The 15108-nt window shown below is 70.5% G+C and carries 13 protein-coding genes; 2 read left to right on the top strand and 11 right to left on the bottom strand.

The window, feature by feature from the left end:
• Positions 1-2: 2 nt before the first annotated feature.
• Positions 3-1022: a hypothetical protein gene (locus tag AB0C12_RS23130; protein WP_360551094.1), complete on the top strand. Its 1020-nt coding sequence runs from the start codon at positions 3-5 to the stop codon at positions 1020-1022.
• Positions 1023-1085: 63 nt separating this feature from the next.
• On the opposite strand, the gene AB0C12_RS23125 is transcribed toward AB0C12_RS23130, so the two are convergent.
• The 6 genes from AB0C12_RS23125 to AB0C12_RS23100 form a co-directional block, all read right to left on the bottom strand.
• Entirely contained in the window at positions 1086-3452 is a 2367-nt protein-coding gene (locus AB0C12_RS23125; RefSeq protein ID WP_360551092.1) for a glycoside hydrolase family 65 protein, read from the bottom strand.
• A gap of 46 nt (positions 3453-3498) precedes the next feature.
• Complete coding sequence (locus AB0C12_RS23120; protein WP_360551090.1) at positions 3499-4236, bottom strand: beta-phosphoglucomutase family hydrolase; 738 nt, start codon at positions 4234-4236, stop codon at positions 3499-3501.
• Between the two features lie 78 nt (positions 4237-4314).
• Positions 4315-4833: an ATP-binding protein gene (locus tag AB0C12_RS23115; protein WP_360551088.1), complete on the bottom strand. Its 519-nt coding sequence runs from the start codon at positions 4831-4833 to the stop codon at positions 4315-4317.
• A 70-nt stretch (positions 4834-4903) separates the two neighbouring features.
• Entirely contained in the window at positions 4904-6202 is a 1299-nt protein-coding gene (locus AB0C12_RS23110; protein WP_360551086.1) for an ABC transporter ATP-binding protein, read from the bottom strand.
• A gap of 211 nt (positions 6203-6413) precedes the next feature.
• Entirely contained in the window at positions 6414-8588 is a 2175-nt protein-coding gene (locus AB0C12_RS23105; protein WP_360551084.1) for a CDP-glycerol glycerophosphotransferase family protein, read from the bottom strand.
• Positions 8585-10606, bottom strand: coding sequence for a DUF5941 domain-containing protein (locus AB0C12_RS23100; protein WP_360551082.1), 2022 nt, complete (start codon positions 10604-10606; stop codon positions 8585-8587). The genes AB0C12_RS23105 and AB0C12_RS23100 overlap by 4 nt, the downstream gene beginning before the upstream one ends.
• A gap of 218 nt (positions 10607-10824) precedes the next feature.
• Here AB0C12_RS23100 and AB0C12_RS23095 point away from each other — a divergent pair, with 218 nt between their 5' ends.
• Positions 10825-11007: a PspC domain-containing protein gene (locus tag AB0C12_RS23095; protein ID WP_360551080.1), complete on the top strand. Its 183-nt coding sequence runs from the start codon at positions 10825-10827 to the stop codon at positions 11005-11007.
• A gap of 60 nt (positions 11008-11067) precedes the next feature.
• On the opposite strand, the gene AB0C12_RS23090 is transcribed toward AB0C12_RS23095, so the two are convergent.
• The 5 genes from AB0C12_RS23090 to AB0C12_RS23070 form a co-directional block, all read right to left on the bottom strand.
• Entirely contained in the window at positions 11068-11850 is a 783-nt protein-coding gene (locus AB0C12_RS23090; protein WP_360551078.1) for a DUF4230 domain-containing protein, read from the bottom strand.
• A 61-nt stretch (positions 11851-11911) separates the two neighbouring features.
• Positions 11912-13084 carry an acyl-CoA dehydrogenase family protein gene (locus tag AB0C12_RS23085; RefSeq protein ID WP_360551076.1) on the bottom strand — a complete coding sequence of 391 codons (1173 nt, stop codon included), beginning with the start codon at positions 13082-13084 and terminating at the stop codon, positions 11912-11914.
• Positions 13085-13102: 18 nt separating this feature from the next.
• Complete coding sequence (locus AB0C12_RS23080; RefSeq protein ID WP_125807223.1) at positions 13103-13399, bottom strand: type II toxin-antitoxin system VapB family antitoxin; 297 nt, start codon at positions 13397-13399, stop codon at positions 13103-13105.
• A gap of 121 nt (positions 13400-13520) precedes the next feature.
• Positions 13521-14171, bottom strand: a complete 651-nt coding sequence (locus tag AB0C12_RS23075; protein ID WP_360551074.1) for a nitroreductase family protein — start codon at positions 14169-14171, stop codon at positions 13521-13523.
• 2 nt (positions 14172-14173) lie between these two features.
• Entirely contained in the window at positions 14174-15103 is a 930-nt protein-coding gene (locus AB0C12_RS23070) for an aldose 1-epimerase family protein (RefSeq protein ID WP_360551072.1), read from the bottom strand.
• Positions 15104-15108 lie beyond the last annotated feature (5 nt).

The following is a 15108-nucleotide window of genomic DNA, read 5'->3' as shown; positions in this document are numbered from 1 at the left end:
GAATGACGGCAAGACCCCGCCGGTGGCTGATCCTCGCCCTGGCACCGCTCGCCGCGGTCACGATGATGCTCGCGCCCGCATCCCCGGCGAACGCCGATCCGGACGACACCAAGTCGGCCACCGCCGACGACGGCGACGACAACCCGCTGCTGAACGACGTGCTGGACTCCACGGGCCGGCGCTATCTGACGGCGAAGGCGGCGGTCGCCAAGTCGACCAAGACCCAGCTCGGCCTCGCCCTCAAGGTCAAGAACGCCGAGGCGAAGCGCGACCTGCTGCTGCCCGAGGTCGGCGCGGTCGCCGCTCAGCAGTACCGCACCGGCGGCATCTCGACCATGGGCTTCCTGCTCAACACCACCAGCCCGGACGGCTTCCTCAAGAAGGCGGTCTCCCTCGAGGAGATCAACGCCCTCAACGACGGCAAGCTGCGCGAGCTGGACCAGGCCATCGACGAGGTGACCGCCAGCAAGACGCGCCTGGACCAGGAGGTCAAGGCGCAGAAGCAGAACCTCGCGCTGATGGAGAAGCAGAAGGAGTCGGCCGAGAAGGCGCTGGCCCAGGTCGGCGGCAAGTCGGTCACCGGCGGCTTCGTGGACGTCAAGTCCAAGATCGCCGCACCCGCACCGCGCAACTCCGACGGCGAGTTCGGACCGGAGTCCTGCAACGTCGACGACCCGACCACCGGTGGCTGCATCACGGCGCGCACCTTCCACATGTACAAGGAAGTGAAGAAGGCCAAGTTCAACCGGTTCGTCGGTTGTCACCGCAACGGCGGCCCGTTCGAGCATCCCAAGGGCCGCGCCTGCGACTGGTCCCTGCAGAAGAGCGGCTTCTCACCGTGGCACAACCAGGACACCCGGGAGTACGGCAACAACCTGATGGCCTTCCTGGTGCGTAACGCCGACCGGCTCGGCATCCTCTACGTCATCTGGAACAAACAGATCTGGTTCCCGGCCACCGGCTGGAAGTCGTACCACGGTCCCAGTGATCACACGGACCACGTACACGTCTCGATGCTTTAGCGCGGCGAGCGCAGAGAAGCCCCCGTCCTCCTCACGGAGGACGGGGGCTTCTTCGTTGCGGAATCAGACGCCGGTGTTCCGGCGCACCGGGGCGCGACCGGCCGGCTGGCTGGGCGCGGGGCCCGTCGGCGGCGCCGGCGGGATCGGCAGCACGACCGGCTTCACCTGGGTGATGGTGACCTCCTTGCCGTGGTGCAGCAGGTCCAGACGCGCCGACCCACCGCCGTTGCGCAGCGAGTAGGTCACCTCGTCGGCCGTGACCTGCACCCGCAGCCGCAGGCCGCGCCAGAGCAGCGAGAACTCCAGCGCGTTGATCCGGCTCGGCAGCCGGGGCGCGAAGGAGAGCTGCCCGTTGGAGTCACGCATGCCGCCCAGGCCCGCCACCAGGGCGATCCAGGAACCGGCCAGGGACGCCACGTGCACGCCGTCCCGGGCGTTCTGGTGCAGGTCGTGCAGGTCCATCAGGGCGGCCTCGCCCAGGTAGTCGTGGGCCAGCTCCACGAAACCCACCTCGGCGGCCATGACGGCCTGGATGCAGGCCGACAGCGACGAGTCCCGCACGGTACGGGCGTCGTAGTACGCGAAGTTGCGGGCCTTCTCCTCGGGGGTGAAGGCGTCACCCCGCAGGTACATGGCCATGACCAGGTCGGCCTGCTTGACCACCTGCTTGCGGTACAGGTCGAAGTACGGGTAGTTCAGCAGCAGCGGGTACGCCTCCGGCGGGGTGTTCTCGAAGTCCCACTCCGCCAGCCGGGTGAAGCCCTCCGACTGCTGGTGCACGCCGAGCTCCCGGTCGTACGGGATGTGCACCGAAGCCGCCGCGTCCCGCCACGACGCCGACTCCTCGTCGTCCACGCCCAGCTTGCGGGCGAGCTCCGGGTGCCGCTTGGCCGCGTCCGCCGCAGCGAACATGTTCTGCTGCGCCATCAGGTTGGTGTAGACGTTGTCGTCGACCACGGCCGTGTACTCGTCCGGGCCGGTGACGCCGTCGATGTGGAAGCGGCCGTGCCGGTCGTGGTGCCCGAGCGAGCGCCACAGCCGGGCAGTCTCGACGAGCAGCTCCAGGCCGTAGTCGCGCTCGAAGTCGAAGTCGCCGGTCGCCGAGACGTACCGCCGCACGGCGTCGGCGATGTCGGCTCCGATGTGGAACCCGGCGGTGCCGGCCGGCCAGTACGCCGAGCACTCCTGCCCGCGGATCGTGCGCCACGGGAAGGCCGCGCCCTGCAGGCCGAGGGTCTGCGCGCGCTCCCGGGCAAGATCCAGAGTGGAGTGCCGCCAGCGCAGCACGTCCGCCGCCGCGGAAGGCTGCGTGTAGGTCAGGGCGGGCAGCACGAAGGTCTCGGCGTCCCAGAACGTGTGGCCGTCGTAGCCGGGGCCGCTGAGGCCCTTGGAGCCGATCGGCCGCTGCTCGGCGCGGGCACCGGCCTGCAGCGTGTGGAACAGACCGAAGCGGACGGCCTGTTGCACCTCCGGGTCGCCCTCGACCTTGACGTCGGAGTGGTCCCAGAACGCGTCCAGGTATTCCCGCTGCGCCTCGACCAGCCCTTCCCAGCCGTCCAGCCGGGCGCTGGCCAGGGCCGCGCCGACCTGGTCGCGCACCGCGGGCAGCGAGCGGTTGCTCGACCAGCCGTAGGCGGCGATCTTCACGACCCGCAGCTTCTGTCCCGGCTCGAGCTTGCAGGCCACCGTGGTGCGCAGCCAGTCCGGGTGGCCCTCGGTGGTCACCGCGTGCTTGCCCGGCGTCTCCACCACGTGCTCCATCGCCGCGGCCATCCGCAGGTCGCTGGCCTTGGTGCGGTGCACGAGCAGGCCACCGGTGCGCTGCTCCAGCATCTCCTCGGCCTGCAGGGGGTGGTCCAGCACCGCCGCCACCCGGGGGTCCTTGCTGGTCGCCGGGAGCTGCTCGTTGGCCACCAGCTCGGACTGCAGGATCAGCCGGGCGGAGGCGTCGAGCGGCTCCACCTCGTACAGGAAGGCGACGATGGCGCGGTGGGTGAACGACACCATGCGTACGGTCCGCACGCGGATCGCCTGACCGGAGGGTGAGACCCACTCCACGATCCGCTCGAGCGTGCCCGCGCGCAGGTCCAGCGAGCGCTCGTGGGAGCGCAGCTCGCCGTAGCGCACGTCGAACGGCTCGTCGTCGACGAGCAGCCGCATGAGCTTGGCGTTGGTGACGTTGACCATCGTCTGGCCCGACTCGGGGAACCCGTAGCCCGCCTCGGCGTACGGCAGCGGCCGCAGCTCGTAGAACGAGTTGAGGTAGGTGCCGGGCAGGCCGTGCGGCTCGCCCTCGTCCAGGTTTCCCCGGATGCCGATGTGGCCGTTGGCCAGGGCGAAGACCGACTCGGACTGAGCCAGTACATCCAGGTCCAGCCGGGTCTCCCTGATGTGCCAGGGATCGACGGGGTAGGCCCGTTCACGGATCACGGTGGTGCCTCTCGCAACTGAGAAAGGAGAAAGTCTGTAAGGGGGATTACTTGAGGAGCTCGGCGAGATCCTGCACGACGATGTCGGCGCCGTGCTCGCGCAGGGCGTCGGCCTGGCCGACCCGGTCCACGCCGATCACGATGCCGAAGCCGCCGGCCTGGCCGGCGGCCACGCCGGCCAGAGCGTCCTCGAACACCGCGCACTGCTCCGGCTGCACACCGAGCAGTTTCGCTCCGTACAGGAAGGTGTCCGGGGCAGGCTTGCCGGGCAAGTGTTGCTCACGGGCGGTGACACCGTCCACGCGCACCTCCAGGAGCTCCGCGATGCCGGCTGCGCGCAGCACGTCGGCGCAGTTGGCGCTGGCCGAGACGACAGCCCGGCGCAGCCCGGCGGCCTTGGCGGCGTTCAGGTAGTCCACCGAGCCGGCGTAGACCTGCACGGCGCCCTCCTGGATCTTCTGCAGGACGAGCTCGTTCTTGCGGTTGCCGATGCCGTTGACGGTCTCCGCGTCAGGACCGTCGTCGGGCGTGCCTTCGGGCAGGGTGATGCCCCGCGAGGCGAGGAACGTGCGTACGCCGTCCGCGCGCGGCCGGCCGTCGACGTACTGGTGGTAGTCGGCGCCCGAGTCGAACGGTACGAACGGCTGTCCGTGGTGCTCGGACCACGTCCGGAGGAACGCGTCGAAGGTCTGTTTCCACGCCGCGTTATGCACCAGGGCGGTCTGCGTGAGCACGCCGTCGAGGTCGAAGAGGCACGCCGTCACATGAGGAGGTAGTCCAAGCACTGGCCCAATGTAGTCGCCCCGGATGGCCGACACGCCTCAATGCCCTCGATCACATTTCCACGGCGTTTCATTCTTCGTTCAGCTGGCGGTCGCGCCCTCGTTGACCAGGCCAGACATGGTATCGCGGCCGGGCAGGTGTACGCACAGTTCGATAGTCGTGCCAATTGGGCCGGTCGCCATCGTCACCTCGTCGCACAGTTGGTGCGCCAGCCAGATGCCCCGGCCGCCCACCTCGAACGCCTCGGGCACGTTCGGCGGCCGGCGGAACTGCTCCGGGATGCCCGGCCCCGAGTCGGTGACCGTGCAGCACACCGTCGCCGCCGTGACCGACAGCACGATGCGACCCTGGCCACCGGCGTGCAGCACGGCGTTGGTGATCACTTCGTTGATCGCGAGGACGAAGCCGTGCAGCCGGTCGGCGAGCAACCCGGTGTCCAGTCGCGCGGTGACCTCGTGGCGGACCACGGTGATCTCGTCGCGGCCGAACTTGCGGTCCAGCAGGGTCGACCCACCGGCCGGAGAGTGCACGGAGGTGGCGTCCGGCGACTCCCTGTCCGGAGCCGGACGCAGCATGTGCTGGTCGACAGTCTCTTCCACCGCCGGTCAGCCTACGCTGCGTACCGCCTCCGTGGCAGCCGAGGAACGGGTACAGATCAGAACAGTGCCCTCAGCGCCATCCGACGTCGATGCGGTCGCCGCGCTCGTCGAAGAAGTGCAGGGCGTCCATCCGTACGTTGATCGCCAGCGGATGTCCCGGGGAGACAGCCGGGTACGGCGCCAGCCGCACAGCCAGCTCCGCGGGCCGCCGGTGGTGCCGGCCCGGGTCGCTGAGCACCGAGGCCTTCTCGGCCTCCTCCCGCTCCAGCACGGCCTTGTCCGTACGCCCGGTGAGCCGCTGCAACGCGCCCCCGATCCGCCGCACCACGCCGGTCTCGGAGTCGGTCTCGGTGACCGCCTTGCCGAGCTCGTCGACGACCACCGCGGTCGCGCCGATGTCCAGGAAGGCCAGCGACTCGTGCCCGTGGTGCTCGAGGTAGCGGATGCGTCCCTGCAGCACGTCGCCCGGGGTGTCCGGGGCGACCGGGGTGAGCGCCTCGGCCCGCATGCCGACCACGATGCGCTCACCGTGGTAGTGCGAGATCGCCCGCGCCCGGATGTCGTTCCAGGGCAGGTACAGGGCCTGCTCGCCGAGGTTCAGCGCGATGTAGCGGTCCAGGTGCACGTAGACCGAGGCTTCGAGCAGGTTCATCCGGGGTGCGCCCAGGAAGGCGGCGACGTAGAGGGTGGCCGGGCGGCCGTACACCTCGGTCGGGGTGCCCAGGTCCTGCAGCACGCCCTTGCGCATGATCGCCACCCGGTCGGCCATGGTCAGCGCCTCGGCCTGGTCGTGGGTGACGTACATGGTGGTGACGCCCAGCTCGCGGGTCAGGCTGGTGATCTCGGCCCGCAGCTCCGCGCGCAGGCCGCTGTCGAGGTTGGACAGCGGCTCGTCCATCAGGAACAGCCCTGGGCGGCGCACGATGGCCCGGCCCATCGCGACCCGCTGGCGCTGGCCGCCGGAGAGCTGGCCGGGCTTGCGGGCGAGCACGTCGCCGATGCCCAGCGCGCTGGCCACGTCGCCGATCCGCTCGCCCCGCGGTCCGGGCTCGATGCCGGAGAGCTTGAGCGGGAAGCCGATGTTGTCGCCGACGGTCATGTGCGGATAGAGCGCGAAGTCCTGGAAGACCATGGCGATCCGCCGGTCGCGCGGGGCCAGGTCCATGACCGGTTCGCCGTTGAGCAGGATGGCGCCGGCCGAGGGGTCCTCGAGGCCGGCGATCATGCGCAGGACGGTGGACTTGCCGCACCCGGACGGCCCGAGCAGGACCATGAACTCACCGTCCTCGACGTCGAGGCTGACGCGGTCGACCGCGACCGTACCGTCCGGCCAGACCTTGGTGACGTCCTTGAGCGCGACGGTGGACACCGTCAACCTCCTGCGTTTGAGCTGCGACGATGGCTTAGCGTGACTACAGCCATCGATGCCTGCCATCGGGTGAACGTGCCATTTGCCGACAGTCACCGGATCGTCACCCGTTTGCGGGCTTCGCAAGATCGACTAATTGCATCGTCTGTGCAGGTCGCAGTACTCAAGACCCCCTCGCGAGGGGCAGGGCCGGGTGTTCCGGACCGGAAATTTACTTACCGGTACCGGCCAGTAACACCCGGCGCACGACCCGTTCGGCCGCTCCGCCGTCGTCAAGGGAACAGAACCGCTCCCGGAACCGGGCCCGCCGCCCGGCCGCGCCGGCGTCCTCGTAGGCACCGCCGCGGAAGACCTCGACCAGTTCGGCGAAGGTCGTCGCCACCGCACCCGGCGGAAGTTCCATCAGGTCGAAGTACGTGCCGCGCAGCTCACGGTAGGCCGGCCAGTCGGGCGCGAAGATCACCAGCGGCCGGTCGAGCACGGCGAAGTCGAACATCGCCGACGAGTAGTCGGTGATCAGCACGTCGGCGGCCAGATAGAGGTCCTCGACCACCGGGTACGCGGACACGTCCAGGATCCGCCCCCGCCGCGCCCCGGTCCGCTGAGCCGCGGTCACGTGGAAGTAGTGCGCCCGAACGAGCAGCACCGTGTCCGGTCCCAGGCGGTCGGCGAACGCGTCGATGTCCAGCACCTGCTGACCGGGCGGCAGCCACTCCCGGTGCGTCGGCGTGTAGAGCACGACCCGCTCGCCGGGTGCGATCCCGAGCTTCTCCCGCATGGCGGCCGTCTCTGCCGGCGTCGCGAGAGCCAGCCGGTCGTTGCGCGGGTAGCCGACCTCGAGGGTCTCGTACCGGCAGGGGTACGCCCGCTCCCAGGCGACCGTCGTGTGCGCGTTCGCCGTGATGCTGAAGTCCCAGCGGTCCGCCCGGCCCATCTGCGCCCGGAAGTCCTGGTCCTTGGCCGCGGCCGGGTGATCGGCCTGGTCCATGCCCATCATCTTCAGCGGCGTGCCGTGGTGGGTCATCACGTGCGTGGTGCCGGGCCGCTTGACCACCCAGTTCGGCCAGTTGACGTTGTTGACCAGCCAGCGCGCCCGGGCCAGCAGGCGGTAGTACTCCCGCGAGCCGGCGACCACGTGAGCGGTGCCCGGCGGCACGGACTTGAGCCGGGACCGGCCGACCACCCACACGTTGCGCACGTCCGGGGCCAGCTCCGCCGCCTTGGCCGCGATCGCCGCGGGGTTGCAGCTCACCCCGCGATACCAGTACGCGGCGTACAGCGCGAGCTTGTCGTCCACCGGCCGCCGCAGTTGGAGCTTGTAGTAGCCCTGGTACACGGCTTCCCGGGCCTTGCGGGCGAGCTTGCGGGCCCGGCGGATCGAGACCCGCTTGAACCGCCGCACTTTCTTGGCCTTGCGGGCTGCGCCCTCCGCGACCCGGAACGGCAGGAACGCCTCCTTCTCCACGAGCCGGTACGGCAGCCCTTCCGGCCCGTCCGGGATCTCGTAGCCGGCGGCGGGCCGGTACTTGCGGGCGTGCTCGACGATCCGCTCGAAGAAGCGCCGGCGCGAACCCCGCCGCACCCGCTCGGCGTTGCGCAGCACGCTGAGGTAGTGCCAGAGCATCCGCTTGTAGAGCGCCGGCCGCAGCACCTCGGGCTGCGCCGAGAAGGCGTCGACCATGGTGAACGCGTGCTCCCAGTGGTCGAAGATCTCGAAGTGCCGGTCCCCCAGGGTCCGGGTGATCGCCCCGGTCCGGCGCTGCCGGTAGTGCACGCAGGTGCGCGGCAGACCACTGATCCGCTGGGCCGCGGCCAGCACCGGGTACGTGAACGAGACGTCCTCGTACCAGCCCTGCTCGAAGCGGAAGTCGAGCTTGACCAGCAGGTCCCGGCGGACGACCTTGTTCCAGGCGACGTGCAGCACGTTGAGCACCCGCGGCCACTCCGCCACGGTGAACGTCTCCGGCGCCTCGGCCAGCACCTTCGCGGCGCCGGCGACCACCACCCGGCCGTCCCAGTGCACCCGGTCGAAACCGAAGATCAGCACGTCGGGGCCGGTGTCGGCGAGCCGGTCGGCGATCGCGGTGAGCGCGCCCCGGGCCAGCCAGTCGTCGCTGTCCAGGAACCAGACGTAGTCGCCGGTCGCGTGGTCGAGGCCGAGGTTGCGGGCCCGGCCCAGGCCCACGTTCTCCGGCGCGGTGACGACCTTGACCCGGGAGTCACGCGCGGCGTACTCGGCCAGGATGGCGCCGCTGTGGTCCGGCGAGCAGTCGTCGACGGCCACCACCTCGATGTCGGTGAACGGCTGCTCGAGCAGGGAGTCCAGGCACTGCCGCAGGTAGCCCTGCACCTTGTACACGGGCAGGACCACGCTGAGCAGGGTCATCTCTTACCTCCGGAGCGCCAGTCACGAACCGCACCCGCGAGGAACGATCCGCCCACGACGACGGCGAGCAGCAGCTCCCCGACCGTGGCCACCCCGGCCAGCGCACTCAGCACCAGCACGACGACCCGGCCGTCCCAGCCGAGCCATGCCCTCGCCGCAGTGGCGTCGGGCGCACCCTTCTCCATCCGGGCGGTCAGGTCGTAGTGATCCAGTGCCAGGACGAACAACAGCAGGTAAACAACGGGCGTCGGCACAGCACAGATCAGGCCGACCGCGACGACCATGAGGTATTCGGCCGCGCGCAGCCCGGCCGGGATCAGCCAGTCCAGCGGGCCGCCGTGCCGCGCGCGGGCGGCGAGCCCGGCGCCGAGCACCAGCAGCGTGACCACGATCAGCCAGACCGAGGCGTCGCCGGCCCGGACCAGGTCCACCCTGAGGTCGCCGGAGGTCCAGAAGCCCCACTCGCTGCCGCCCGGCACGACGCCGGTCAGCAACCCGATCACCAGCCCCAGGGCCGCCAGGGCGGCCACGACGGTGCAGACCAGCGGGGCCTTGACCTTCGCCGCGCTCAGCACCGCGCGGACGAGCAGGCCGTCGTCGCGGTGCCGCGACGTGTCGACCGTGTCCAGCACGCCGACGCGCATCGAGATCGAGCGCAAAGACCGCAGACCCAAGGTGTACGCGGCAGCGAGCAGTCCCCAGCCCACCACAGCGGCCAGAGCGATCCGTCCGTTGCTCACCGCGGCGAGCACGGCGATCAGCGCCCAGCGCTCCCCGATCGGGAAGACCACGATCCGCTTGAGCCAGTACGCCGCCGACCCGGTGTCCGCCTGGACCCGGTTCGAGGCCCGGCTCAGCCGCGCTCCCACGCCACCGCCGGCGTCACTGTTGCCCGCAGTGCCGACGGACTGCCGGGCGGCGGCTTCGTCGTGCAGGGCGCCGTACCAGGTGTCGGTCATGTGGCGGACCGTCTGCAACACGATGGCGGTGATCGCGAGCGGCCACGCGTACGGCAGGCCGGCCCGTTCCGCACCGGCGGCGAGACCGGCGTAGACCGCGTACTCCTTGGCCCGGTCGGCCATGGTGTCGAGCCAGCCGCCGAACGCGCCGAACGTGCGGGTGTAGCGGGCCAGTTGTCCGTCCACACAGTCCAGGACGAAGCCGAGGTAGAGCAGGACGGCCCCGGCGATCAGCGCGGGCCGCGAACCCTCCCAGAAGGCGAGGGCGGCGGCCACGGCGAAGACGACGGACACCGCGGTGACGCCGCTCGGGGTCAGGCCGAGGCGGGCGCACAGCTTGGTGACGATCGGAGACCAGGTGCTCACCGCGTACGTGGTGAAGAAGTCGTCCTTCTCCTTGACGGCCAGCCGCAGCAACGCTGCGTCCTCGTCCACCGCGGCGACAGCGGCCCGGGCGGTGACGAGACCGGCCTCGGTGTGCACCCGCTCGGCGTGCAGCAGCCGCACCCGGGTGGCGATGGGCACCAGCCCCGCCTCCAGCAGAGCGCGCAGCAGCAGGTCGATGGCGTCGCGCTGAGCGGTCGCGGTGGCCGCGCCCTCGCCGGCGTCACGCGCGGGCGACGGCTGAACCGAGTGGCCGGCCGCCTGCGACGCGGCGGCCGCCAGGATCGGCAGGTCGGCCGGGGCGATGCTGATCGCGCCCAGGAAGCGCGTCGTCCCGTCACTGGCGAACACCAGGCGGCCGCGCTCCTCGCGCAGGTCACCACCGTCCTCGGCGACCACCAGCGCGGTGCTGCGGCCGGCCGGCTCGGTGGCCAGGGTGCGCAGCAGGCTCGGATGCGCGACCAGGTTGTCGGCGCAGAGCAGCAGCGGCTCGTCGGCGCCGGCGGCGATCCGGGCGACCTCGCGCAGCTGACCCGCGACGTCGAGACCATCCACCGGAACGACCGTCGTGGACCCCGCGGCGGCCAGCGCCGCGGTCAGCTCGTCGGCGAGCCGGCGGGCGGCACCCGGACCGAGATCGTTGCCGGTGCTCCCGCACAGGACGGCGAGCGTCACCGAGACATCCCTCCCACCTTCGACGCCCGTGCACGCGGTGTGTGGGGGCGAGATTGCCCAGATGTTAACAGCGGCCTCACACCGGGTACGGGTAGCCCTTACGGGAATGTGAGCGCCCTTCTCCACCTCGCGACCGAGGGCGAAGTGGCGGCTCGTCCATACCGTTGACAGTGGTTGCGGCGCTCGGCTGCGACCACCACCGATGAGGAGTGAGTGACGTGACCCGCCGACTTGCCCGGCCCCGCGACGACCGATGGATCGCCGGCGTGTGTTCCGCCCTGGCCCGCCGGTTCGGGGTCTCCTCTTCAGTGATGCGGCTGATCTTCGTCGTGTCCTGCCTGCTGCCCGGACCGCAGTTCCTGATCTACCTGATCCTCTGGGTCCTGCTCCCCAACGAGTGACCTCAGTCGTAGCGCGGCGCCCCTTCCCACGGTCGGGAAGGGGCGCCGCCTCTCTTTGTGTCAGGGAGCGGCGAAGGTGACCGTCACCGACGTGTAGCCCAGGCTGGCGAGCAGACCGGTGAGCATCTTCTCGGTGTTGTCGCGGGCCCGCTGATCGAGCCCGCTGCTGCGCGCCGCCTCGGTGATCCGCTGCTGGGCGAGCTGATAGACGCGCTGCTGCTGGTTCGGATCGTTGCTGAACGCGCCGCCGATGCGGTTGAGCAGGCCGCGTTCCTCCGCGACGACGTAGCTGCGCTCCATGTCGAGGGCGGCCTGGCCCTGCTGCGGCGCGGGCAGCTCGATCTGCACCGACTTGTCGGCGTTGTTGACCTTGAGTGCGCCCTCGGTGAGCGTGCCGAAGTCGACGTACTCCTCGACCGTGCCCGAGCCCACGAACAGCGTGCGCTTGTTGACCAGGAACTCGGGGATGTTGTCCTTGTTCTCCTGGAGGTCGACGATGACCTGGAAGGTGCCGTCGGCCGCGACGTAGCGGCTCAGGTCCCGCATCGACTGCAGCAGCACCGGCTGGCTGCGGTCGGTGGTCTTGTCGGAGAACGGGTTGTCGAAGCTGGGCAGGACGTTGATCGCGCGCAGCCCGAGGCACATGGCCACGATCAGCGCGAAGACCACTCCGGTGAAGATGACGACACGGGCGAACCCGCCCAGACCCGGCTTGCGGTCCCCGGCCGGGGCCGGATCCTGGCCGGCCGGGTCGTCCACGGATGGTGCGGGGCGGGTCGCTACCTGGTCGTCGACCTCGGGATACTCCCGGGTCGGCTCGTCGACGTCACGCGAACTTGCCATCGGTGCTCACCCCCTCCTTCTGTGCTCAACGGTACGGAAGGGGTACGACACTCGCACCCGGTCAGCCGGCGAAGGCGCTCAACCCCGTCAATTTCTGCCCGATGACCAGCTGGTGGATCTCCGAGGTTCCCTCGTAGGTGAGCACACTTTCGAGGTTGTTGGCGTGCCGGAGCACCGGATACTCGCCGCTGATGCCATTGGCGCCGAGGATCGTGCGGCACTGCCGGGCGATCTTGATGGCCTCCCGGACGTTGTTGAGCTTTCCCACGCTGACCTGCTCGGGGCGCAACCCGACGGCGTCGTGCCGGCGGCCCAGGTGCAGCGCCAGCAGATAACCCTTCTGCAGCTCGAGGGTCATGTCGGCCAGCTTCGCCTGGGTCAGCTGGAAACCCGCGATCGGGCGGCCGAACTGCTCGCGGGTGCCGGCGTACGCGATCGCGGTCTCCAGGCAGTCGCGGGCCGCACCCAGCGCACCCCAGACGATGCCGAACCGGGCCTCGGTGAGGCAGGACAGCGGTGCCTTGAGGCCGCGCGCGGTGGGCAGCCGGGCGGAGTCGGGCACCCGGACATCGTCAAGGGTGATCTCACCGGTGGCCGAGGCCCGTAGCGACAGCTTGAGCTTGACCTCGCGGGCGGTGAAACCCTCGGTCGAGGTGGGCACGGCGAACCCGGCCACGCCCTCCTCGGTGCGGGCCCAGATCACCGCCACGTCGGCGACCGGGGCGTTGGTGATCCACATCTTGCCGCCGGTCAGCACCCAGTCGTCGCCGTCGCGCCGGGCCCGGGTCGCCATGTTCGCCGGGTCGGAGCCGTGGTCCGGCTCGGTCAGCCCGAAGCAGCCGATCAGCTCCCCCGCGGCCATGCCGGGCAGCCAGCGCTGCTTCTGCTCCTCGCTGCCGTACTTCCAGATGGCGTACATCGCGAGCGAGCCCTGCACGGAGACGAGCGAGCGCACACCCGAGTCGGCGGCCTCCAGCTCCAGGCAGGCCAGCCCGTACGCCACGGCGGACGCGCCGGCGCAGCCGTAGCCGGTCAGGTGCATGCCGAGCAGGCCCAGCTTGCCGAACTCGAGGGACAGGTCGCGGACGGGGACCTCGCCGCGCTCGTACCAGTCGGCGACGTAGGGGCGGACCCGATCGTCGACGACCCGGCGGGCGAGCGCGCGGACATCGCGCTCCTCGTCGGTCAGCAGAGCGTCCAGGTCGAGGAGATCGAGCGGGGAGACGACGGCCATAGGAATAAACTAGCGGTGTTAGTTGTCGATGACGAGCACTCTCGCGTGGATCTGGTTGCGCTGCTGCAGCGCCGCCCGCAACGCGCGGTGCAGGCCGTCCTCCAGATAGAGGCCGCCGTGCCACTCGACGACGTGCGGGAACAGGTCGCCGTAGAAGGTCGAGTCCTCGGCCAGCAGCTTGTCGAGGGCCAGCTCACGCTTGGTGGTGATCAGATCGGCCAGCCGGATGGGTCGGGGCGGGATCTCGGCCCATCTCTTGAGTGTCGTGTGATGGTCGGGGTACGGCGCTCCGTCCCGTACCGCTTTGAAGATCACGACGGCACGCTCCCCTCCGGTCCTCACGCACGTCCAGCCCGCCCGGCGGACAGCTCTGCCTGCCAGCCTAGCGAGCCGCCAGCCTAGCGGCCGGTCCGCGTCCCGGCGTCGTCACCCGTTGTCAGGTTTCCCTCGCGGACGGCCCACCGGCCGCGGTCCACCGGCCATGATGCACCACCTCGTCCACCGGGCGGTGCCCGCGGCGTAGTGACGGTGACCTCTTGTCGGGGGCCGGGTAGCCGATGGTCAGGGCACCCACCGGCACGAATTCGTCGGGAATGCCGAATGCGTCCCGGAATGGACTGACCCGATCGGCCGGCACCCCGAAGAACAGCGAACCCAGCTCCTCGTTCACCGCGGTCAGGTGGATGAGCAGGGCGGCGAAGCCGGTGTCGATGTCCCAGTACGGCACCGGCCAGCGGCTCTCGTCCCGGTCGGTCCAGCCCTTGTCGGCCTGGGCGTAACGCTCCAGGTAGACCGACTTGTTGGAGAGCGCCACGATGATCAGCGGCGCCGAGCGCATCCGGTCGAGCCACGAGCCGGCCGCGGCCTGTTCCGCCGCGGTGTCACCGCGCGGCGCGGTCACCGACCAGTAGAGCTCGCGGTCAGCCGGCTCGCTCAGCACCAGGAAACCCCAGCCCTGGGAGAAGCCGGCCGAGGGCGCCCGCAACGCGTGCCGGATCAGCTTGTCGACGATCTCCGGCGGCACCGGCCGGTCCCTGTCGTACGTGCGGACCATCCGGCGCCGGCGCAGGACCTCGTCGAACTCCATGCTCAGGCCGCCGCGGGCCGCACACCCCAGCTGGCCCGCCAGGTCTGCCCGGGCGCCAGCACGATCAGGTCGCGGCCGGAGCGGAACGCGTCCGGCGGGCAGGTCATCGGCTCGATGGCCAGGGACCGGCGGAACCGCTCACCGGTCAGCGTGTCGCCGGTGAAGACCTGCCACCAGTGGAAGTTCTCGTCGCCCCAGACCGTGACGGACTGCGAGCCGTCGGGCGCGGCGATGGTCACCGCGGAACCGCCGTCGGCCTGGCGGTCCAGGTCGCCCCAGGTGGTGTCCAGCACGGCCGAACCGACCCGGCGGGGCTCGGTGTAGTCGTACTCGGTGCCGGCCACCTTGACCGCGCCGATCGGCAGCAGCCGGGCGTCGGCCAGGACCCGGCTGCGGCCGGGCACGTGCAGCAGGATGTCGTCGACCGCGACACCGGGCAGCTGGAGGTACGGGTGCACGGAGAAGCCCCAGGGCGCGTTCTGGTCGCTCGTGTTGACGACCTCCTGCTCCGAGCGCAGCCCGTCGGCGGAGACGCTCCACCGGGTGCGCAGGGTCAGCGCCCACGGGTAGCCGATCTGCGGCGGCAGGTCGAACTCCACCGTCACCGAGTCGCCCGTCTGATCGGCGAGCTTCCACCGCGACCAGTTGGTCAGCCCGTGGATCGCGTTGTGCCGCGCGGGCTCGGTCAGCGACAGCTGGTGCGCGGTGTCCTCGAAGGTGTAATGCCCGTCGCGGATCCGGTTGGGCCAGGGGGCCAGGATCTGGCCGGCCGACGCGGGCGAGATCTCGTCCGGGCCGAAGCCGTCCAGAACCTCCCGGCCGTTCGCGGAGTAATGGCGCAGCGCGCCACCGACCTCCACGATCACGGCCCGATGGCCATCGGCCTCGATGGCCCACTGCAATCCAGATTTCGCCGCCACGACGTCAGTCATGCCGC

It is taken from the genome of Actinoplanes sp. NPDC048967, assembly GCF_040649415.1.
Taxonomy (GTDB): domain Bacteria; phylum Actinomycetota; class Actinomycetes; order Mycobacteriales; family Micromonosporaceae; genus Actinoplanes.
The sequence above is the reverse complement of the archived record's forward strand: the minus strand, read 5'-3'. Positions and strand labels throughout refer to the sequence as shown.